Consider the following 20,644-nt stretch of genomic DNA (forward strand, 5'->3'; position numbering starts at 1 on the left):
TTGCAAGTTAGATTTTAGTTACCGTGGGCTGCGCTTGGCAAGAATTCGCTGCAACGTCCGGCGATGCATATTTAACCGACGCGCTGTTTCCGAAACATTGCGATCGCATAATTCGTAAACGCGCTGGATGTGTTCCCAACGCACGCGATCCGCGCTCATTGGGTTTTCGGGCGGTGGCGGCAGATCTTCTCCGCGGGCCAATAGCGCATTCGTAATGTCGGTCGCATCGGCAGGTTTCGCAAGATAATCCGTCGCGCCCATCTTTACCGCCGCAACTGCCGTAGCGATTGCACCATAGCCGGTCAGTACGACAATCCGGGCATCAGCGCGTTTTTCACGCAACAATTCGACGACATCCAGCCCGCTGCCATCCTCAAGCCGCAGATCGATAACGGCATAAGCTGGTGCGCTTGACTGCACGATGGCGCGCCCGGCGGCCACTGTTTCGGCGGTCTGGGGTTCAAATCCGCGCTTTTCCATTGCCCGTGCAAGACGGGTCAGAAACGGCACGTCGTCATCGACGAGAAGAAGCGAACGATCCTGCCCGATATCGGCGTTGTTTTCGTCTACCATATCAATCCCCGGCGTGTTGCGCTTGTCTGGTTCTAAGAGGTTGCGCCTCTGCGGTCAATTTCCGCTTTTCGCACCCTTCCACGCGTCAATAAAGCAACCGATGCGGTCGGCCATTTCTGCGGGTGGCGTGTCGCGGTTGAAGTATTCGACAAAGCCGATATCGGGAAACACCAGATAGCTTTGCGTCGAATGGTCGATCAGCGTGTAAGGGTCGCCCGGGTTTTGTACCTTATAGTAGGTGCGATATTCCTTTGAGACCTGCTTGATTTCTTCAGGAGTGCCCGTCAACCCGATCATTTTCGGGTCCATGATGTCGGTGAATTCCTTGAGCAGCTCTGGCGTGTCGCGTTCAGTATCGACCGAGATAAAGACCGGCGTCACCGAATAGCCTCTTTTCGCAAGCAGTTCGGTCGCCTCGGCATTGCGCGCATTGTCCAGCGGGCAAACATCGGGGCAATAGGTATAGCCGAAATACAAAAGGCTTGGTTCGGTGATCACGTCCTTGTTGGTCACCTGTTTGCCGTTTTCATCGGTCAGGGTGAACGGACCGCCAATTTGGTCAGTGCCACCGGCAACCACGCTGGATCGGCATTGCGCAAAAATATCGCGGTTTTCGTTGCGCGAGATGGAAAACCAAGCTGCACCAAGGCCCATCGCGACGATGGCGGCGGCGGCGAGTGCGGCGGTGGACGTTTTCATTGTGAATGCTCCTTCATCACACTCCATTGATCGCGCGAGAGCGGGCGACTATCAATGCTTTGGTGCAGGTTTTTATTCACTGCGCCCTTTCGACGCGGAGAAAAGATGTCCCAGCGCCACGAGGCTCAGCTTGGTCCCCCTGAAACACATCAGGATTGGGTGCGTCTGCGCACGCTGATTTATCTGCGCTGGGCGGCGATTGTGGGGCAGCTTGGCGCCATCATGATCACTTATTACGTTTATGATATCGCCTTGGATTTGCCGCTGTGCCTGGCGACTGTCGGCGCGGCGGTCGCGGCAAATATTGTCGCGATCTATCTGTTTCCCGACACCAAACGGCTGACCCAGACCGAAGCGGCTGCCACTTTGATGTTCGATATGGCGCAACTGGCGCTGCTGTTGTCGATCACAGGCGGGCTGAATAACCCCTTTGCGTTGTTAATTCTGGTTCCGGTGACGATCGCGGCGACGGCGCTCAAAAGCTCGGCCACGATCATTTTGGGTTTGGCGACGATGGTGATGATCTCGATCGTCGCGCTGGTCTATCTGCCGCTTGAGACGCATTCAGGCGAAGTTCTGACCGTGCCTGCGGTTTTTGAGTTTGGCTATTGGCTGGCGATTGTGATTGGCGTCGCGTTTCTGGGGGCTTACGCGCATACGATTTCCAACGAGAACCGTTCGATGGGTGATGCGTTGCGTGCCACGCAACTGGCGTTGGCGCGTGAACAGAAGCTAACCGATCTGGGCGGGGTGGTGGCCGCCGCCGCGCATGAGCTGGGCACGCCTTTGGCGACGATTAAACTGGTGTCGTCCGAGCTGGCCGATGAGTTGGATGCCTATCCCGAGCTGCGCGACGATGCGCTGTTGATCCGCGAGCAAGCCGATCGGTGCCGCGATATTTTGCACTCGATGGGGCGGGCGGGAAAAGACGATTTGCATCTGCGCACGGCACCCTTGCTGGCGGTGCTGCGCGAGGCAGCGGAACCGCATTTTGAGCGCGGCATCGACATCTTGTTTGATACGCGGCCCCTGCCGGGCGGAAGCGAACGCCAGCCCACGATCTACCGCTATCCCGAATTGATCCACGCGCTGCGCAATTTCGTGCAAAACGCGGTGGATTTCGCGCGCACAACCGTCTGGGTCGAGGCGGAATGGGACAATGAGACGATCCGCGTGCGGGTAAGCGATGATGGGCGTGGCTATCCCAGCAATGTGTTGAGCCGCATTGGCGACCCGTTCTTGCAGCCGCGCTCCAATGCCTCTGAGCGCAAGGAATATGAGGGCATGGGCTTGGGTGTTTTCATTGCAAAGACCCTGCTTGAACGCACCGGGGCGCAGCTCGCGTTTTACAATGGCGATGCACCCTATGGCGCGCAGTCAGATAAGCCGTTGCGCTGTGGGGCGGTGGTCGAGGTGCGCTGGCCTGCCGCCCAAATTCTCGCCCCTGAAAATGGTGCGCTCGGTCTCAACCAACCGATCACCGTTTAAATTTCTCAAATTTGCCAGTTTTGCTTAACGGGGCATTAACCTCTTCTCACCCATTCTTGCCTCGGGACAGGTAAGAGAGGCCAGGTGATGGCAAATGTTTGGTTTGAGGCTGCGCTGATTGCGCTTACCTCGATTGGCTCGGGCGTGCTGGCGCTTATTATCCTATGGAATGTCATAGGGGACGGCGTTGCGTCGAGGCGCGATACTGCCACACATCCGGAGCTGGAAGAAACTGTTTTCCTGTTCGATGACGAGGTGCTGGTCGATGCCAGTGGCCCGGCACGTGCGCTGCTAGAGGCGACTCCGATGGGCGCCAGCGATTGGGCGCGTCTGTCAGCGTTTATTGCGCCGCGCTTTCGGGACTTTACCGCGCAGATGGCGTCTTTGGCGGAACGTGGACGGATCGAACTGACGGGCAAAGAGGGTGACTGTGAGCTGCGACCGCTGCAACTGATCGCCGAAAATGTGAACGGGCTGGCGCGCATCACGCTCAGCGATCCCAATGCTGAGGGTCACGGAGTGCTGGTCGACAGCCTGTCGCAATGTGCGCTTGAAGATGAGTTGGAAATGATGCGCCAAACGCTGGACCGTTCGCCTGCTTTGGCGTGGCGCGAGGATGAAAACGGTGTCATCGGCTGGGCGAACCGAGCCTATATTTTGAAGTCAGGCGCATTTGAGGCCACGGAAGACGGGTTCGTCTGGCCGCTCCCTTCTTTGTTTCAAATAGACACGGATCTGGTCGCCACGGGGCCGCGAAGGTTGGCTTTGAATACCGTTGATGGCGCCAAATCCTGGTATGACTGTCACTCTTTTGCGCTGCATTCGAGCGTGCTGCATTTTGCGCTGCCCGCCGATGCGACCGTGCGTGCAGAAAAGGCATTGCGCGACTTTGTGCAGACTTTGACCAAGACGTTCGCGGATCTGCCTATCGGGCTCGCGATTTTTGATCGCCAACGGCAGTTGCAACTGTTCAACCCGGCGCTGATTGATCTGCTCCAACTCAGCCCGCAATTTTTGTCGGGTCGCCCGACGCTTTATGCCTTTCTCGATCGCCTTCGTGAGGCGCGGATGATGCCCGAACCCAAGGACTATCGCAGTTGGCGCCTGCAGATGACCGAGCTTGAAAATGCTGCCGCAGCCGGGTTTCATTCCGAAACATGGAGCCTGCCGGGTGGGCAGACCTATCGCGTGACCGGGCGTCCGCATCCCGATGGGGCCGTGGCGTTTCTGTTCGAAGATATCTCGGTGGAAATCGCGGCCACCCGTCGCTTCCGGGCCGAATTAGAGATGAGTCATGAGGTGCTTGATCAGATCGAGGATGCTGTCGCGGTGTTCCAATCCAGCGGGGAATTGCTGCTGTCCAACAGCGCCTATGCGCGAATGTGGTCGCTCGATCCCGAGGCGGTTTTGGGCCAGATGACCCTGATTGATGCAATCGGGCATTGGCAACAAGGCTGCAAGCCGACCGCATTTTGGGCGAAACTGCGCGAGCGTGCCAATCGGATTGGCATGCGCGACAGCTTGAGCGAAACGATTTCGCTGCGCGATGGGCAGGTCCTGACATGCCAGCTGAACACCCTCAATAGCGGCGCATTGATGGTGCGATTTCTGAACCCCGTCGTCACAAGCACCAAGCGCGCTGCAACGCCTCGACGCAAGACGAACCTGATCGCGCATGGTTAACCCCTTGCAGAGCGCGGGCAGGGGCGTAAAACTCGCGCCATGCAATCACCTGCGCCCTGCCTGAATTTGCCCGATCCTGACGCGACCAGCCGGTTTGGCGCGGTCGTGTCTGAGGTGCTGAACCGCGGCGATGTCTTGCTGCTCGAAGGGCAGATCGGGGCGGGCAAGACCCACTTCGCTCGAGCGCTGATTCAGCATCGCTTGGCGGCTCAGGGTTTGCATGAAGATGTGCCCTCACCGACCTTTACGCTCGTTCAAACCTACGAGGCGGATTGCGAGATTTGGCATGCCGACCTGTATCGGCTGAGCCATCCCGACGAGCTGTTCGAATTGGGGCTTGAGAGCGCTTTTGAAACAGCGATCTGTCTTATTGAATGGCCGGATCGATTAGGCTCTAATGCGCCTAAAAATGCCCTGACACTCTCGTTTGAGCTGGTGGACGAGGGGCGCTCGCGCCGAGTTTGCCTGAGCGGCAATATCGCCTTGGCGAACCGGATTATGGAGCGTTGGAATGGTTGACCCCAGCGCGCTGGACCGATTTTTGATGCGGGCGGGCTGGGCCGATGCGACGCGCGAGCCATTGGCTGGCGATGCCTCTGCGCGCAGCTATGATCGACTGACACAAAATGGCGAAACAGCGGTCTTGATGAAGGCCGAGCCGGGGGACGAAATGGCTCGGTTCTTGCGCATCGGAGCCCATCTTGCGCAGGCTGGGTTTTCGACGCCCAAGGTGCTTGCGCGTGCCGAGCATGATGGTTTTCTTCTCCTCGAGGATTTCGGCGACACATTGGCGGCGCGCGCCTTGACGGAGTCACCCGCCCGCGAGGCGGAAATCTATCGGCGCATCACCGATCTTTTGTTGGCGCTGCAAGACGTCTCGCCGCCCGATGACTTGCCGCTTCTGAATGGTCCCGCGTTGGCAGAGCTATTGGCGCTGACCCCCGCATGGTATCCCTGTCTGTCGCCTGAGATCGCCGCGCGGTTGGCCGAAAAGATCGCAGCGCTTTACACTGATCTCGCGCTAGAGCCGAGCGGGATTTGCTTACGCGATTTTCATGCCGAGAACATTATTCTGCTTGATCGTCCGGGCGTGCGCGGCCTTGGCCTGTTAGACTTTCAGGATGCGGTGCTGTGTCATCCAGCCTATGACTTGGTCTCTGTCTTGCAAGATGCGCGTCGCGACGTATCGCAAGTTTGCGCAGACCACGAAATCGTACGGTTTGCGACGCAAAGTGGGATTGAACCGGGCCGCTTCGCTGCGATTTATGCCTTACTGGGCACCCAAAGAGCGCTTCGCATTCTGGGAATTTTCGCACGACTCTGTCTGCGTGATGGTAAACCGGGTTATCTGGCACTGATGCCACGGGTCTGGCGCAATATTGAACTCAATCTGCGCCACCCGGCTCTGGGCGACATCGCCCAAGATCTGCGCGCCGCCTATCCTGCGCCAACCGCCGAACGTATTTCCGAATTGGAGGCCGCATGCGCGACACGCCGCAATCCTTAATGCTGTTCGCTGCCGGGTTTGGTACGCGCATGGGGGCGTTGACCCAGACCCGTCCCAAGCCCTTGGTCGAAGTGGCGGGCAAGCCGTTGATTGATCATGCCCTGGAGTTGATCGAGGCGGCAAAAGTTGAACGGGTGGTTGCAAATGTTCATTACCTCGCGGATCAGATCGAGGCCCATTTGATCGGCCGCAATGTCTTGATCTCGGATGAGCGGGCGCAAATTCTTGAGACCGGTGGTGGCTTGCGTAAGGCGCTTGGGCTGCTTGGTGAGGGGCCGGTGATGACATTGAACACCGATGCTGTCTGGCGCGGAGAAAATGTGATCACGCAACTTCGCGATCATTGGGATGGCACAAAAATGGATGCGCTGCTGGCCTTGGTGCGCCCGGAAAATGCGATGGGGCATCGGGGCGCAGGGGATTTCACGATGGATGCGCAAGGGCGGCTCACGCGTGGTGAGGGCTATGTCTACACCGGGGCGCAAATCCTGAATCCTGCGGAAATAGGCTCTGTTTCTGACGATGTCTTCTCGCTCAATCTGCTGTGGGACGCGATGATCGCCGGTCGGCGGGTCTATGGCGTGGTCTATGAGGGCGGTTGGTGTGACGTTGGGCAAGTCAGCTCAATCGCTTTGGCTGAAACCCTGCTTGAAGGACGCGCTTGATGGCTGTCTTTGCGCTCCCACCGGGTGTGGACTTCCCCAAAGAGCTGGTCACCGGTCTACTGGAGCGTATGCAATCGCAGCCGCCAGAGGCCATCGCGCGCGTTCAGCTTTATCTGAACTCGGGCCGCATGCTGCGCCGCGTTCGCGAAGAATTTCAACGCTCTGGGGCGCGCTATTTGCCGCGCCTACGCCTTGTCAGCGATTTGGGACAAGACCCGCTTGCAGGCTTGCCGCTTGCGGTATCATCGTTGCGGCGCAAGCTTGAACTGGCGCAATTGGTTGAACAATTGACCCGAGCCATTCCGGCGTTTGAGGCTGGCTCTAGCCATTTCGCACTGGCCGAGAGCCTCTCTGCACTGATGGCCGAGATGCAAAGCGAAGGGGTTCATCCTGATGTACTTGAGGACCTCGAAATTGCGGAGAGCCATGCCGAACATTGGCGTCGCAGTCTTGATTTCATTCGTATCGTCGCGCGCTACTTTGACGACGATGCTGCGTTGGATTCCGAGGCGCGCCAGCGCCAGATCGTAGAGGCAATCGCGCAGGGTTGGGAAACGCACCCTCCCAAAGATCCCGTTATCGTTGCTGGCTCCACGGGGTCGCGCGGGGCGACTGCGGCGTTCATGTGTGCGGTGGCGACACTTGAAAATGGCACCATCGTCTTGCCGGGTTTTGATCGCGAGATGACGGATGCCGCATGGAAAAGTCTCTATTCCGGCGTTTTTCCGATCGAGGATCACCCTCAGTTTCGTTTTCGCGCGTTGCTGGACAAGATGGATCTGGCTATTGGCGATGTCGGCGAATGGCGTGACATTGACCCACATGACCGTGCGCGCAATCGCTTGATCTCGCTTGCGTTGCGCCCGGCACCTGTCACGGATCAGTGGCGCAGCGAAGGGCGCGAGCTTGGTGACCTGCGTGAGGCTTGCCAAGGGCTTACTTTGATCGAGGCGCGCGATCCACGAGAGGAGGCCTTGGCCCTCGCGTTGGTCCTGCGCGAGGCGGCAGAAACTGGCACGCGCGCCGCGTTGATCACCCCGGACCGCCTGCTTGCGCGTCGGGTGACCTCTGCGCTGGATCGATGGGGAATCATCCCAGATGACAGTGCCGGCCAACCACTGCAACAAACAGCGCCAGGGCGCTTATTGCGCCATGTTGCATCGTTTCGGGGGCAGGCGCTGACGATTGCTGATCTTCTGGTGCTGTTGAAGCATCCGCTTTGCGCGACGGGCGCAGGGGCGACCGCGCGCGGTCAGCATTTGCGCCTGACCCGAGACCTCGAACTGGAGCTACGACGCAATGGCCCGGCGTTTCCCGCGCCCGATGCTTTGCGATCTTGGGCCGAGAAGAAAGCCCAAGATCGCACGGCTTGGGTCGATTGGTTGTCGGGCGTCTTAGACGGGTTCGCAGCACCAGAGAAAGCGCCTCTTTCCGCGAATGTAGACACTCATTTGGCGTTAACGAGCCTGATCGCCGCCGGTCCCGAAGGCTGCGTTGAAACCAGCGAGCTGTGGCGCGAAGAAGGTGGGCGTGAGGCGCTTCGTTTGATGCAAGAGTTGCAGCGCGAAGCTGCGCATGGCGGTGAAATCACGCCCTCGGCCTATGCCGACTTGATCAACCGACATTTGCAAAGCGGGATCGTGCGCAGCGGCATGGCGTCGCATCCGCTGATAGCGATTTGGGGCACGCTCGAGGCGCGCGCGCAGGGTGCGGAACTACTGATTTGCGGCGGGCTGAATGAGGGAAGTTGGCCCGAAGCCCCCGCGCCTGATCCTTGGTTGTCGCGGCAAATGCGGCTTGCGGCGGGGTTGTTATTACCCGAACGCCAAATCGGTCTGTCGGCGCATGATTTTCAGCAAGCGCTCGGGTCGAAACGGGTAGTTTTGAGCCGTGCGCGGCGCGATGCCGAGGCAGAAACGATCCCCTCACGCTGGCTCAACCGCATTTTGAACCTCGTTCAAGGTTTGCCAGATCAGCATGGACCCGACGCGATCGACGCGATGCGTAAACGAGGCGTGCGGTGGCTGGAGATGGTCAAAGCCTTTGAAACGCCCCGAACGCAGCTGTCCCCCGCCACACGCCCGTCGCCTAAACCACCGGTGCCGCGGCGGCCCAAGAACCTATCAGTTACGGCGGTGCAGACCCTTATCCGCGACCCCTACGCGATCTATGCCAAGCGCGTGTTGCGACTCTTTCCGCTCGATCCGATGCGCCCGGCGCCTGACCCTCTGTTGCGCGGACAAATCTTGCACGAAATCGTTGAGCGGTTCACCCGAACGCGCGCGGTTGAAGAGACTGCAGATGCCGCGCGTGATCGGTTGATGGCGATCACGGATGCCGTTCTGGAGGCAGAGGTGCCTTGGCCCAGCACACGACGGATTTGGCGCGCGCGGATTGCGCGCATCGCCCAGACGTTTAGCGAGGATGAAGTGCAAAGATGGCAATCTGGCACACCCGCCGTGATTGAAGAAAAGGTCACTATTCCACTTGAAAATGACGATTTCACGATCACAGCGAAGCCTGACAGAATAGATCTGCTCAGCGACGGGACGGTCCGAATTTACGACTATAAATCGGGCGCGTTGCCAAGCGAAGCCGAGATCATCGCGTTCAACAAGCAGATGTTGCTTGAAGCCGCGATGGTCGAGCGCGGCGCGTTTGAGGGGCTTGGGGCGCGCACCGTTCGGGAGATGACCTATGTGCGTCTTGGCGGTCGCGGCGAGACCCGGGAGGTCAAAGGCAAATCGAAGGATCGCACCGAGACCCCCGACGAGGCTTGGGCGCGATTGCGCGAATTGGTTGCGCGGTATCAGCGCCCGTCGCAAGGGTTCACCGCGCGGCGCGCCATGCAAAAGACGCGCGACCGTAGCGACTACGACCTACTCTCGCGTTTTGGCGAATGGGATGTGACCGATAAGCCCGAACCGGAGGAACTTGGATGAGTCGTGACGAGGCGAGCCAACGGCAAATTCAGGCCTCTATGCCGCGCGATTCTGTCTGGCTTGGCGCGAATGCGGGCTCGGGCAAAACCAAGGTTCTGACCGACCGAGTCGCAAGGATGCTGCTGAACGGGACCGAGCCGCAGCGGATTTTGTGCCTCACCTACACCAAGGCCGCTGCCGCAGAGATGCAGAACCGGCTTTTGAAATTGCTTGGCGGTTGGGCCATGATGGAGGAGGTCAAGCTTCGGACATATCTCGCAGATCTGGGCGAAGAGGGTGTGATCACAGATGAACGCCTTGCTGACGCGCGACGTCTTTTTGCGAAAGCGATCGAGACGCCGGGTGGTCTGAAAATTCAAACGATCCACGCGTTCTGCGCCTCGCTTTTGCGCCGGTTTCCTTTGGAGGCTGAGGTGCCTCATGGGTTCAGCGAAATGGATGATCGCGCCGGCGACTTGATGCGCGAAGAACTTCTGGAAGAAATTGCGCTTGGCCCGGATCGCGCGGTGCTTGACGCGGTTTTGCTGGCCTATTCTGGCGAAGACCTTGGAGTAATTTGTCGCGAAATCAGCCAGAACAGAGCCTTTTTCATTCCAAGCCGTAATCGCTCAGATATTTTCCGCAGCTATGGTTTGCCCGGTGATCTGACGGCGCAAGCTATCACGAGCCGTGTCTTTGAGGCGGGTGATCTAGAGTTGATCCAATCCGCCGCTCCCGCCTGTTTGGCGAGCAGTGCAAATGACCAGAAACTGGGTGTCGTATTCTCGCAGATTGAGGCGCTTGATCTGACTGCATTGGAACGCTTGGCCGATGTGATGAACAACAAGGGGACCGCGACGGTGCCGTTTGGCGCCAAGGGCGACAAACTTTTGACCAAGGCCTTGCAGAACAAGCTTGGGGAGGCGGTCTGCGAGGGGCTCAAGGATTTGGCCGAGCGGGTCGCGGAAGCCCGAGAAGAGCGACTAGCCTTTGCCGCGGCAGAGCGCAGCCATGTGCTGCATCGGTTCGCACAGATATATCTGCCTCGAATTGCGCGCTACAAAGCGCAACGAGGATGGCTTGATTTCGATGATCTGATTGAACGAGCGGCGGCGCTTCTGTCGAATCCCTCAGTCGCGCAATGGGTGTTGTTCAAGCTTGATGGTGGCATTGATCATATTCTCGTTGATGAGGCCCAAGATACCAGCCCCGGCCAGTGGCGCGTGATCGAACGGATCGCAGATGAATTCACCTCGGGTCAGGGCGCGCGCGAGGCGGATCGAACTTTGTTTGTCGTGGGGGATCGCAAGCAGTCGATCTATTCCTTTCAAGGTGCAGACCTTGAGCATTTTGAGGCGATGCAGAGCAACTTTCAGGCGAAATTCGAAGGTATCGGCGCGACGCTGCGTCCGCTGGAACTGGAACATTCCTTTCGCTCCTCAGCAGCGATTTTGCTCGTTGTTGAGCTCTGCTTTGCGCAGGGGGCGGTGCAGGGTCTGGGCGGGCCGCCAAACCACATCGCATTTCAGGCGGAGTTGCCGGGGCGAGTCGATCTCTGGCCAGTGGTCGCGCAAGAGACCCAAAAAGAGGACAGCGACTGGCAAGATCCCGTCGATCTGGTGGGCGAAACCTCGGATACGGTGGTGCTGGCCCGCGCGATTGCGTCTGAAATTCGCGCAATGATTGATCAGGGCGTCCAAATTCCAGATCGCGATGCACCCGAGGGCGCGCGACCGGTGCATGAGGGCGATTTCCTGATCCTCGTGCGTCGGCGTTCTGATTTGTTTGCTGAAACCATTCGCGCGTGCAAAGCGGCCAATTTGCAAGTCGCGGGTGCGGATCGCTTGAAACTGGGTGCCGAGCTGGCGGTGCGCGATATCCGCGCGCTTCTGGCGTTTCTTGCGACCCCCGAGGATGATTTGTCTTTGGCCGAAGCGCTTCGTTCACCGCTTTTGTGTTGGAGCGAGGCGGAAGTCTATGACTTGGCGCATGCCCGCGAGGGCTATTTGTGGCAGGCGCTGCGCAAATCTGAAACGCGCCCCGACACGCTCGCAATCTTGCACGACTTGCGCGATCAAGCGGATTTTCTGCGACCGTTTGAGCTGATCGAGCGGCTTTTGACGCGTCATGCCGGACGTGAGCGGCTATTATCACGGTTGGGTGCAGAGGCAGAAGACGGCATCGATGAGCTGATTTCGCAGGCATTGGCCTTTGAACGCAGCGAAGTGCCAAGCCTGACCGGGTTTCTGGGATGGCTCGAGGCGGACGAGGTTGAGGTCAAGCGCCAGCTAGAAGGGGCGGGACGTGCCATTCGGGTGATGACCGTGCATGGCTCAAAAGGGCTGGAATCCCCGATCGTGATCTTGCCCGATACCGCGGAGCGCAAACCGAAAAACGATGCCCAAGTGGTGCGCTTGGATGGTGAGGTCGCAGGCTGGAGCGTCACCAAAGAGGCCGCGCCCGATGCGCAACGTCAAGCGCAACAACGAAGCGCCGCGCAGCGCGAAGCGGAGGCGCTGCGCTTGCTTTATGTGGCGATGACGCGGGCCGAGAAATGGTTGATCGTCGCGGCCGCCGGCAAGACGGGCGAGGGCGAGGACAGTTGGTATTCGCGCATCGCTGAAGGCATGAAGTTGGCGGGACTAGAGACGGTTTCTGCCTATGGCGCGCCGCTAAAAGACCTCGGCGAATTGCAGCGACATAGTCATGGCAACTGGCCTGAGGCTTTGGGTGTCCCACATGGCAATACCCGTGATCCATCTGTGATCGAGCTACCCGATTGGATTTTTCGGCCTGCGCCAAATGTCGTGCAGACCGAAGCGCCTCTTTCACCCTCTGACCTTGGCGGAGCCAAGGCGTTGCCCGGTGAGGGGGCGCTGCTTGATGAGGAGGCTGCGAAGCAACGTGGGCGTCAATTGCACCTATTGCTCGAACATCTGCCGCAGCGCGATCAAGCCGAGTGGCCCGACGTTGCCCACTCGCTTCTTGGTTATGGGGAGGACGCTCTGCTTTGGGACGAAATAGAGCCTGTTTTGGCCGAAGCTGTTCGCGTTTTGACGGCCCCAAACTTGGCGCCTTGGTTGGGTGAGAGTGCCTTGGCCGAGGTCGAGATCAGCGCCGAACTGCCCGAGTTGGGTCATCGGCGCATTCATGGCTTCATCGACCGGTTAGTGATTGATGCGGATGAAATCCGTGTGCTTGATTACAAATCTAATGCCGTGGTGCCCGAAACGCCCGATCAGGTGCCAACCGGGATCGTGCGTCAGATGGCAGCCTATCGCGGGGCATTGCGCCTGATCCATCCTGGCATGCCAGTGCGCTGCGCTATTTTGTGGACGGCCTCAGGCGAGGTGATGCCGCTCAGTGACGCACAGCTTGATGCGTCATTGCGCACACCCCCTGTATCTTGACGCAGGCCGGGGCGGACCATACGTTCACACCAACCGAATTTTCAGGAGGCTGATATGGCTACCGTTGCTGTTACCGACGCCACTTTCGATGAAGAAGTGCGCAAATCCGACGTTCCCGTCGTCGTTGATTTCTGGGCCGAATGGTGCGGCCCCTGCCGGATGATCGGTCCGTCGCTTGAAGAACTGTCCGAAGAAATGTCGGGCAAGATCAAAGTCGTGAAGATTAACGTCGATGAAAACCCTGACAGCCCGGCGACGCTGGGTGTGCGCGGGATCCCGGCGCTGTTCTTGTTCAAGGATGGCGAGGTCGTTTCGAATAAAGTCGGCGCAGCCCCCAAAGCCGCGCTGCAAAGCTGGATCGAATCGTCGATCTGAGCGTTTTGAAACTGCTACGAAAGGGCGCCTTCGGGCGCCTTTTTTATATCGGCCAGCCGAAATTCTTTAGATGAGCGCGCAGACGCTCTTCGAATTCAGGGCGGCCTGCGTTCAGCGCGTTGAGTTGTAACAACCAGTAAAGATAACGCGCGACCGGTGGTGTTTGATCGCGGTATTGAAACGCCGTTTCAAGGCCGTCGCGCGGAACCGAACCTGCGATGTGATGAAACTCTGACTTCGCAAAGAGGATTGCCGGTTTGCGCAGGAAAAACCCCTCAATCGCCAAGGCGCTGTTCTGCGTGGCGACGAATTGGCATTCGGGCAGCAAGGCTGGCGAGCCGGCCAATTGAAAGTGAAAGCGAGAAAAGCGTGACGCGATCTGCTCAAGCGCGGCGATCTCGTCAGCTGTGTAAATCTCTTTCGGGTGCAAAGTTGCCACCACGGGCCCCGCATGGCGCGCCAAGACCTCTTCGATCATCTGGATCGGGCTCATCGCCTGAAACGAGCGGTGATCGAGCAGCTTGCCCTGCAAGGCGATCAGTGCGAGATCGCGCTCATTCGTCGGGTTTACGCCGGGATAGAGCCTATTTTTCCATATTCCGAAGAACTTGGCTGCCTCTTGTCCGTCAATTTCATCAGCGTTGAATGCTGCCTTGGCGACGGGCCATTCCCAGCGTTCAGCGCTGTCTTCAATATGCCAGAACGCGCCGACATAGCTGCGTCGGCAGGTAAGGGCCCGCACATGCGTTGGTGGCTCCATGTGATACAGTGCGTAGCCGGGTTTATTGCGGGCATCGCGCCGGGCGATTGGGCCGGTTTCATGCAGGCTGACACCCCAATCCACGGCTTTCAAAGCACCGGTCAGACGCGCAAAGAAATTGTGCTGTCCCTCGCGAACCTGAGAAAGGGTCGTGGGGTCAAGGTAGAGGGAGAGGTGTCGCTCTGTCATGGCCGGACGCTAGCGCGCGCGGGCGAACCGGGCAAGCGGGGTTGCAGGGCGCGGCTTGCGGCCTCATATCTGCGATAACACGGAGGTAGTTATGGCAGATGACAAGTTCCCCGGCTGGCACGGCACAACGATCATTGGCGTTCGCAAAGGGGGCCGCGTGGTCGTGGCGGGCGATGGGCAGGTGAGCCTTGGCCAGACCGTCATCAAAGGCACCGCGCGCAAGGTCCGCAGGCTGAGCCCCGGCGGGCATGATATCGTTGCGGGTTTCGCGGGATCGACGGCGGATGCTTTCACCTTGCTCGAACGGCTTGAGAAAAAGCTCGAGGCATCACCGGGCCAGCTGGCGCGCAGCTGCGTCGATCTGGCCAAAGACTGGCGGATGGACAAATATCTGCGCAATCTTGAGGCGATGCTGATCGTGACCGATGGTAAGGATCTGTTCGTTCTGACGGGTGCGGGCGATGTGCTTGAACCCGAGAATGACATCGCGGCGATTGGCTCGGGCGGGAATTTTGCCTTGGCGGCAGCGCGTGGCTTGATGGAAGCCGATCTGGACGCCGAGGCCGTGGCGCGCAAGGCGATGGCAATCGCTGCCGATATTTGCGTCTACACCAACGGAAACCTGACCGTGGAGACAATCGGTGAGTGAGATCACGAAGGACGATCTGCGCGCTGCAGTCGCCGCCGGTCATCTGAGCGAGGCACAGGCAGCGAGCGTGATGGCGCTGGCCGCCAACCGCATCTCCGGTCGTGCCGCCCTCCCGGCAGAGGACGAACCGTTTGAGCTATTTCGCGGTTTTGCCGAGATTTTCGTGACCGTCGGCCTTGCGATCCTGATCACGGGCTCGTTTGGCTTCTTGCTGTTTCTGGGCGGGCACAGTGGCTATATCTTCCTGATCCCCCTCACCGCACTGTTTGCCGAGTATTTCACCCGCAAGCGCCGCATGGTGCTGCCCTCAATCCTGCTGACGGTGACGTTGGCGGGCGCGGTTCTGGCGAGTTTCCTCGGCATTCCTGTGCTCGGCATGCGCTTTGTCGCGGAGGACCCAAGTCTTAACCTCGCGCTGGGCGTCACGGCGTTGGCACTGATTGCGTGGTTCTTGCGCTATCGCGTGCCTTTTTCGATGTTCTTGGTCGGGTTATGCGTGCTTGCAATCCTGCTTAACCTTGCCAAGGGGTTGGGACCGAATGTCGAGATGGCGCGGGCGGTCGATATGTTCGATCTTGCGCGCGGCTCGTCAATCTCGTTGGCGATGCTGCTGTTTGGCTGTCTCGCATTGGCGGGCGGCATCTGGTTTGATATGCGCGATCCGTACCGGCTGGGGCGGCAATCGGCCTCGGGCTTTTGGCTGCATGTGCTGGCTGCGCCTGCGCTGGTGAATACCGTGGCGCTGACATTCTACAAGATGGGGCCGGGCACCGGGTATGGCTTGCTTTTGGTGGCGTTGATCGTGGCCGCGGCACTAGCGCTGATTATCGACCGACGGTCATTCTTTACCGCAGGCATCGGCTATATGATCTTTCTCAGCTTCTATGCGTTTGGCGATGCCGCCGATCCGCGCAGTTGGTGGGTGGTGCTGATCCTGATCGGGCTGGCGCTGACCGCGCTTGGCTCGTTCTGGACCGAGCTGCGCACCCGCCTGATGCGCCTGCTTCCACAATTCCCCGGCAAGTCTCGTTTGCCGCCTTATGTTACGGAGTGATCCATGACCGATCTGACCCCCCGCGAAATCGTTTCCGAACTCGACCGGTTCATTATCGGGCAGAAAGAAGCCAAGCGTGCCGTCGCCGTGGCGCTGCGCAATCGCTGGCGTCGCCATAAGCTGGCCGATGATATTCGCGATGAGGTCTATCCCAAGAATATCCTGATGATCGGCCCGACCGGGGTCGGCAAGACCGAGATTTCGCGCCGTCTGGCCAAGCTGGCCCGCGCGCCCTTCCTCAAGGTTGAGGCGACCAAGTTCACCGAAGTTGGCTATGTCGGGCGCGATGTGGAACAGATCATCCGCGATTTGACCGATGTAGCGATGACGCAAACCCGCGAACAGATGCGTGAGGCGGTCAAGGCCCAGGCGCATAAATCGGCCGAAGATCGGGTGATCGAGGCTTTGGCGGGCACAGATGCGCGTGAGGCCACACGTGAGATGTTTCGCAAGAAGCTGCGCGATGGCGTGCTGGACGACAAGGTGATCGAGGTAGAGATCGCCGACACCTCAGGTGGCATGCCGATGGGGATGATGGGCGGCCAACCGGGCATGGAAACGCAGATGCAGGGTCTGCAAGACCTGTTCAAGGCGTTCGGCGGCAACCGCACGGCCAAACGCAAGATGACGGTCGCGCAAAGCTATGAGGCGCTGATCTCGGACGAGGCGGACAAGCTGTTGGACGATGAAAAGGTCAAAACAGCCGCGCTTGAGGCGGTGCAAAATTCCGGCATCGTGTTTATCGACGAAATTGACAAGGTGACGGCGCGGGCCGATGCGCGCGGCGCGGATGTCTCACGCGAGGGGGTGCAGCGCGATTTGCTCCCTTTGATCGAAGGCACGACCGTCTCGACCAAATACGGCCCGGTGAAGACCGATCATATCCTGTTTATCGCCAGCGGCGCGTTCCACATCGCCAAACCCTCGGACCTGCTGCCCGAATTGCAGGGTCGCCTGCCGATCCGGGTCGAGTTGCGCGCTTTGACGGAACAAGATTTCACGCGAATCTTGTCCGAGACGGATAATGCGCTCACCCGGCAATATAAGGCGCTGATGGCGACTGAGGACGTCAGCGTTGAGTTCACGCAAGATGGCATTGAGGCGCTTGCCCGGATCGCTGCAGAGGTGAACTATTCGGTTGAAAATATCGGCGCGCGCAGACTCTATACCGTCATAGAACGGGTGTTTGAGGAGTTGGCCTTTACCGCGCCCGACCGTGCAGGCGAAAGCGTGACGATTGATGCCGCATTCGTTGAAAAGGAAATCGGGGCGTTGACTCGTGACAGCGATTTAAGCCGTTACGTTCTTTGATGGTGGTATCGTAGCGCAGCTTTGCTATCGTGTGGGCGTCTGATCGGGGGCGAACATGCTGCGCGTGCTGATTGTCATGGTTTTGGTCGTGCTGGCTGGCTGCGCTCCGCGCGGCCGGCTTGCCTATTTGGCCCAGCCATCCCCCGAGGCACGCACGATTTTTGTCGGCTCCACGCGTGCGCCTAATCCTGAAACCGGGCAGCCTTTTGGGACGGAGCGCAGTTTCGATTTGCGTCTGGCGAAGTTTGACGTGGCGACACCCCCCGATCATCAGAGCGGCACCATCGACTACCCAAAGGACGGACAACCTGCGGACCCGCAGACCCAGTTCATGGTTTCAAGCGCCCAGATCGACATGTCGCAAAATGCGTTTCGTCGCGATCTAAGGGCTGCTCTGGCGCGGCAGAACGGGCAAGCGGTGGTGTTCGTTCATGGCTTTAATAACGACTTCTCCGAGGGGCTGTATCGGATGGCGCAGTTGGGCACGGATTTCGATCTGCCCGGCGTGTTCGTTCATTATTCGTGGCCCTCGCGCGCGCATGTTCTGGGCTATGCCTATGATCGCGATTCCGCCCTGTTCGCGCGCGATGGCTTGTCCGAGCTACTCGAGGATTTGCAGGCAGCCGGGGCGCGCCAGATTTTGTTGATTGGGCATTCTTTGGGGGCGCAGCTGACGATGGAAGTGCTGCGCCAAGAGGCTTTGGGGCATGATCAGAGCCTGTTGAGGGATATTAACGGCGTGATTCTGATCTCGCCAGATATTGCCGTCGATGTGTTTCTGTCGCAGGCGCAAGCGCTCAAAACACTGCCGCAGCCCTTCGTTATCTTCACCTCTCAGCGCGATCGAGCCCTGCAACTATCGGCGCGACTTTCCGGTGCCGAGGATCGGCTGGGCGATCTCAAGGATTTCAAACGCGTCGCGCGCTACAAGATCACCATCGTTGATGTTGGTGCGTTCAGCGTGGGCGACGGGCATTTCGATCTCGCCCAATCTCCGGCGCTCATCAAATTGCTGGACCGGGCCGGGCAGGTGGCAAAGGTTCTGACTGGAGAGCAGATCGGCCGCACAAGCCTTGCCTCGGCGGTCATACTGACGGTCGACAACGCGACCCAGATCGTGCTCAGCCCTCTGGCGCAATCCGGGGGTTAGCGCAGACGGCGCAGATATACGTAATAGGCACCGCCGCCGCCATGTTTGAGATGGGCCTCGTTCACCTGCATCACCGCAGGCGCAAGTGGTGGCATGCGCAGCCATTGCGGCACCTGATGGCGCAGCACGCCAACGCGCCGCGGGATCGGCCCATCATCGTCGCCGCGCTTGCCCTTGCCTGTGATCACAAGCACCAGCCGTTTGCCGTGACTTTGGGTGTTGAGGATAAATCGGATCAATTCAGGATGCGCCTCGGTCAGCGTCATGCCATGCAGATCCAGCGTCGCCTCGGGTTTCAGCTTGCCGCGCGTCATCGCCTTATGGGCCTTGCGATCCATCACCACGGGTTGGCGTGCCAGGTGTTCGCCCGGGCTGGGCGCGAGGTCAAAGCGTTGCGCGCTGGGTTTCGAATGCTGCCCCAGATGAAAACCGCGTAGCTCTGGCTTGGGCGGTTTTGGCGGTGGTGTTCCGTCAAGAAAAGACTCTAATTCAGCGGAATCGTCATGTTTCTCGCGGATGCTGCGGGTGCTGGCGGCGACGCGGGACCACAATTCACGCTCTTCGGGGGTGAGTTTGCGCCGCCCACTCATGCGCGTCTCCGCAGGACGACCATGCGACCTAGGGTGTTGATCGCGCCCGCACGTTCGCCTGCCTGCAAACCCGACCCGATGAAGATGTCGCCACGTCCCGTGCCCTTGATGGCGGACCCGATATCTTGTGCGACCATCAGACGTGCGCCAAAGCCGGGGCAGTCAATCCAGACCGGGCTGCCCAAGGGAACGATTTCAGGATCGACGGCAAGGGTGCGCCCGGGCGTGACAGGGCGTCCCATTGCACCGGGCGGGCCCATATCGTCGGGCAGATCAAGAGTGCGAAAAAAGACAAAGGACGGGTTGTGATTGAGCAGGTCTTGCACCTGTTCGGGATGCGCCTTGCACCAGTCGCGGATGCGGTCAGGCGTCATTTCTGCGACGGGGGCGACACCTTGCGCCACCAGTTGCGCACCGATCGAACGATAGGGGTGCCCGTTCTTGCCGTCATATCCAAGGCGCAGCGATTGACCATCGTCCAGCTTGATGCGCACCGAGCCCTGCACCTGCGCCAAGAACGCCTCGATCGCGTCTTCAACCCAGACAAGTTCATGGCCTGCCAGCAAATCACCTGCCGCGATATCGGCGCGAGAAAACCAAGGCTGATCAGGCTCTATACCGCCGGGATTCGCATAAAGCGCATGTGTGAAGCGCGCGGATTTCATGCGCGCGCCCGTCAGTTCCGGTTCGTAATATCCGGTGAAATGCGCACCGTTTTCACCATCGATCTCGACAGGTTCGAACAAGGTCTCAAACGCAGCACGTGGATCGTCAGTCTGGACGGGGGCAAAACCGAACAGATCGGCAGTGATGCAAAACGCCGCCCATGCGGCGGCGTGATCATCCCGGTCCCAGCCGGGAAGGTTGTGCAACTTAGAAGCCACGCACTCAGCCGCCCGTGGCGACAAGCTGCCAGTTCGGGTCATTGCTGCCCATCTTGCGCGCAAAGGTCCAGACGTCGCGCTGTTTGCGTGGGGCTTTGGGATCGCCCTCGACGACCTCGCCTGCCGTATTGCGCGCCACCGAGATCAGTTCGCTGCCAAAACGCACCGTCACCTCGGCGTCGTTCGTGGCATGGTCGAAATCGGCACCGCTCAGAACCAGTTCGCGCAATCCAAGGAACTCGGCTTGAACATCAAGCCCTTGTTCCTTGCGCGCATTCACCGCACCCTCAAACGCCTCATAGACGTCGGGCGAGAGGAATGGCTTGATCTTCTCGATATCGCCCGTCTCAAATGCCATCAGGATCATTTCATACGCGCCGCGCGCACCTTGCAGGAATTCCGAGACCGAAAATTTCGGCTCCACCCGCTTCATCGCAGTCAGCGACACGGCGGCGGTTGATCCTTCGTCAACATGATCGACGATGTCGGGGTCGGGCCCGCCTTCGATCACCTCAAAATCGCGCTTCGCGACGGGGGCGGGTTGTTGCTCGGGCTCGATCGGATGTTCATAGCCGTCCCGCGTCCCGAGGACATTTTTCAGCTTAATAATCAAAAAGATCGCGATCGCCGCGAGAACAATTAACTGGATGACGGCGCTGGACATCGAAACCCCTGTGAAACGGACTGCATTTGTGTATCGCGTGTAGGCTACTTATGTAAGGCAGCAACAGGATCA

18 protein-coding genes are annotated in these 20,644 nt (G+C 59.2%); 12 read left to right on the forward strand and 6 right to left on the reverse strand.

Annotated elements, in window-relative coordinates; all coding sequences use genetic code 11:
• Positions 1–18 precede the first annotated feature (18 nt).
• Positions 19–573 (reverse strand): ActR/PrrA/RegA family redox response regulator transcription factor, encoded by a 555-nt coding sequence (locus QZ571_RS01800; RefSeq protein WP_295530798.1) that lies wholly within the window; start codon positions 571–573, stop codon positions 19–21.
• Positions 574–627: 54 nt separating this feature from the next.
• Positions 628–1,272 (reverse strand): SCO family protein, encoded by a 645-nt coding sequence (locus tag QZ571_RS01805; RefSeq protein ID WP_295530800.1) that lies wholly within the window; start codon positions 1,270–1,272, stop codon positions 628–630.
• A 105-nt stretch (positions 1,273–1,377) separates the two neighbouring features.
• Between QZ571_RS01805 and regB the strand changes: the two genes are divergently transcribed.
• The 8 genes from regB (at position 1,378) to trxA (ending at position 13,321) form a co-directional block, all read left to right on the forward strand.
• Positions 1,378–2,760 carry a sensor histidine kinase RegB gene (regB, locus tag QZ571_RS01810; RefSeq protein ID WP_295530802.1) on the forward strand — a complete coding sequence of 461 codons (1,383 nt, stop codon included), beginning with the start codon at positions 1,378–1,380 and terminating at the stop codon, positions 2,758–2,760.
• An 87-nt stretch (positions 2,761–2,847) separates the two neighbouring features.
• Positions 2,848–4,443, forward strand: coding sequence for a PAS-domain containing protein (locus tag QZ571_RS01815; RefSeq protein WP_295530804.1), 1,596 nt, complete (start codon positions 2,848–2,850; stop codon positions 4,441–4,443).
• 39 nt (positions 4,444–4,482) lie between these two features.
• Positions 4,483–4,962 (forward strand): tRNA (adenosine(37)-N6)-threonylcarbamoyltransferase complex ATPase subunit type 1 TsaE, encoded by a 480-nt coding sequence (gene tsaE / locus QZ571_RS01820; protein WP_295530814.1) that lies wholly within the window; start codon positions 4,483–4,485, stop codon positions 4,960–4,962.
• On the forward strand, positions 4,955–5,950 hold the full coding sequence (locus tag QZ571_RS01825) for a phosphotransferase (protein WP_295530816.1): 996 nt from the start codon (positions 4,955–4,957) through the stop codon (positions 5,948–5,950). Before tsaE ends, QZ571_RS01825 begins: the two co-directional genes overlap by 8 nt.
• On the forward strand, positions 5,926–6,615 hold the full coding sequence (locus tag QZ571_RS01830) for a nucleotidyltransferase family protein (RefSeq protein ID WP_295530819.1): 690 nt from the start codon (positions 5,926–5,928) through the stop codon (positions 6,613–6,615). The genes QZ571_RS01825 and QZ571_RS01830 overlap by 25 nt, the downstream gene beginning before the upstream one ends.
• Positions 6,615–9,557, forward strand: a complete 2,943-nt coding sequence (addB, locus tag QZ571_RS01835) for a double-strand break repair protein AddB (protein WP_295530822.1) — start codon at positions 6,615–6,617, stop codon at positions 9,555–9,557. The genes QZ571_RS01830 and addB overlap by 1 nt, the downstream gene beginning before the upstream one ends.
• Entirely contained in the window at positions 9,554–12,946 is a 3,393-nt protein-coding gene (addA, locus tag QZ571_RS01840; RefSeq protein ID WP_295530825.1) for a double-strand break repair helicase AddA, read from the forward strand. The genes addB and addA overlap by 4 nt, the downstream gene beginning before the upstream one ends.
• 54 nt (positions 12,947–13,000) lie before the next feature.
• On the forward strand, positions 13,001–13,321 hold the full coding sequence (trxA, locus tag QZ571_RS01845; protein ID WP_038127961.1) for a thioredoxin: 321 nt from the start codon (positions 13,001–13,003) through the stop codon (positions 13,319–13,321).
• Between the two features lie 43 nt (positions 13,322–13,364).
• Here the strand turns inward: trxA and QZ571_RS01850 are convergent, their stop codons facing one another.
• Complete coding sequence (locus QZ571_RS01850) at positions 13,365–14,270, reverse strand: hypothetical protein (protein WP_295530842.1); 906 nt, start codon at positions 14,268–14,270, stop codon at positions 13,365–13,367.
• 91 nt (positions 14,271–14,361) lie between these two features.
• Here QZ571_RS01850 and hslV point away from each other — a divergent pair, with 91 nt between their 5' ends.
• The 4 genes from hslV to QZ571_RS01870 are packed head-to-tail and all read left to right on the forward strand — an operon-like array spanning position 14,362 to position 18,434.
• A complete protein-coding gene (gene hslV / locus QZ571_RS01855) occupies positions 14,362–14,919 on the forward strand; it encodes an ATP-dependent protease subunit HslV (protein WP_295530845.1) in 558 nt (185 codons plus the stop codon).
• Positions 14,912–15,973, forward strand: a complete 1,062-nt coding sequence (locus QZ571_RS01860; protein ID WP_295530848.1) for a hypothetical protein — start codon at positions 14,912–14,914, stop codon at positions 15,971–15,973. The genes hslV and QZ571_RS01860 overlap by 8 nt, the downstream gene beginning before the upstream one ends.
• A 3-nt stretch (positions 15,974–15,976) precedes the next feature.
• A complete protein-coding gene (hslU, locus tag QZ571_RS01865; protein WP_295530851.1) occupies positions 15,977–17,284 on the forward strand; it encodes an ATP-dependent protease ATPase subunit HslU in 1,308 nt (435 codons plus the stop codon).
• A 55-nt stretch (positions 17,285–17,339) separates the two neighbouring features.
• Positions 17,340–18,434 carry an alpha/beta fold hydrolase gene (locus tag QZ571_RS01870; protein WP_295530853.1) on the forward strand — a complete coding sequence of 365 codons (1,095 nt, stop codon included), beginning with the start codon at positions 17,340–17,342 and terminating at the stop codon, positions 18,432–18,434.
• Here the strand turns inward: QZ571_RS01870 and QZ571_RS01875 are convergent.
• Genes QZ571_RS01875 through QZ571_RS01885 form a run of 3 tightly spaced genes read right to left on the reverse strand, consistent with a single transcriptional unit; the run spans position 18,431 to position 20,572 of the window.
• Complete coding sequence (locus QZ571_RS01875; protein WP_295530855.1) at positions 18,431–19,024, reverse strand: Smr/MutS family protein; 594 nt, start codon at positions 19,022–19,024, stop codon at positions 18,431–18,433. The genes QZ571_RS01870 and QZ571_RS01875 overlap by 4 nt on opposite strands.
• Positions 19,021–19,908, reverse strand: coding sequence for an MltA domain-containing protein (locus QZ571_RS01880; RefSeq protein ID WP_295530858.1), 888 nt, complete (start codon positions 19,906–19,908; stop codon positions 19,021–19,023). Before QZ571_RS01880 ends, QZ571_RS01875 begins: the two co-directional genes overlap by 4 nt.
• Positions 19,909–19,912: 4 nt before the next feature.
• Positions 19,913–20,572 carry a Tim44/TimA family putative adaptor protein gene (locus tag QZ571_RS01885; protein WP_295530860.1) on the reverse strand — a complete coding sequence of 220 codons (660 nt, stop codon included), beginning with the start codon at positions 20,570–20,572 and terminating at the stop codon, positions 19,913–19,915.
• Positions 20,573–20,644 lie beyond the last annotated feature (72 nt).

The sequence above is a fragment of the uncultured Thioclava sp. genome (assembly GCF_913064665.1).
Lineage (GTDB): Bacteria > Pseudomonadota > Alphaproteobacteria > Rhodobacterales > Rhodobacteraceae > Thioclava > Thioclava arctica.

Bases quoted from the DNA above. Each gene is read 5' to 3' on its own strand.
- QZ571_RS01800 (WP_295530798.1), bottom strand. From the start codon at position 573: ATGGTAGACGAAAACAACGCCGATATCGGGCAGGATCGTTCGCTTCTT.
- QZ571_RS01805 (WP_295530800.1), bottom strand. From the start codon at position 1,272: ATGAAAACGTCCACCGCCGCACTCGCCGCCGCCGCCATCGTCGCGATG.
- regB (WP_295530802.1), top strand. From the start codon at position 1,378: ATGTCCCAGCGCCACGAGGCTCAGCTTGGTCCCCCTGAAACACATCAG.
- QZ571_RS01815 (WP_295530804.1), top strand. From the start codon at position 2,848: ATGGCAAATGTTTGGTTTGAGGCTGCGCTGATTGCGCTTACCTCGATT.
- tsaE (WP_295530814.1), top strand. From the start codon at position 4,483: ATGCAATCACCTGCGCCCTGCCTGAATTTGCCCGATCCTGACGCGACC.
- QZ571_RS01825 (WP_295530816.1), top strand. From the start codon at position 4,955: ATGGTTGACCCCAGCGCGCTGGACCGATTTTTGATGCGGGCGGGCTGG.
- QZ571_RS01830 (WP_295530819.1), top strand. From the start codon at position 5,926: ATGCGCGACACGCCGCAATCCTTAATGCTGTTCGCTGCCGGGTTTGGT.
- addB (WP_295530822.1), top strand. From the start codon at position 6,615: ATGGCTGTCTTTGCGCTCCCACCGGGTGTGGACTTCCCCAAAGAGCTG.
- addA (WP_295530825.1), top strand. From the start codon at position 9,554: ATGAGTCGTGACGAGGCGAGCCAACGGCAAATTCAGGCCTCTATGCCG.
- trxA (WP_038127961.1), top strand. From the start codon at position 13,001: ATGGCTACCGTTGCTGTTACCGACGCCACTTTCGATGAAGAAGTGCGC.
- QZ571_RS01850 (WP_295530842.1), bottom strand. From the start codon at position 14,270: ATGACAGAGCGACACCTCTCCCTCTACCTTGACCCCACGACCCTTTCT.
- hslV (WP_295530845.1), top strand. From the start codon at position 14,362: ATGGCAGATGACAAGTTCCCCGGCTGGCACGGCACAACGATCATTGGC.
- hslU (WP_295530851.1), top strand. From the start codon at position 15,977: ATGACCGATCTGACCCCCCGCGAAATCGTTTCCGAACTCGACCGGTTC.
- QZ571_RS01870 (WP_295530853.1), top strand. From the start codon at position 17,340: ATGCTGCGCGTGCTGATTGTCATGGTTTTGGTCGTGCTGGCTGGCTGC.
- QZ571_RS01875 (WP_295530855.1), bottom strand. From the start codon at position 19,024: ATGAGTGGGCGGCGCAAACTCACCCCCGAAGAGCGTGAATTGTGGTCC.
- QZ571_RS01885 (WP_295530860.1), bottom strand. From the start codon at position 20,572: ATGTCCAGCGCCGTCATCCAGTTAATTGTTCTCGCGGCGATCGCGATC.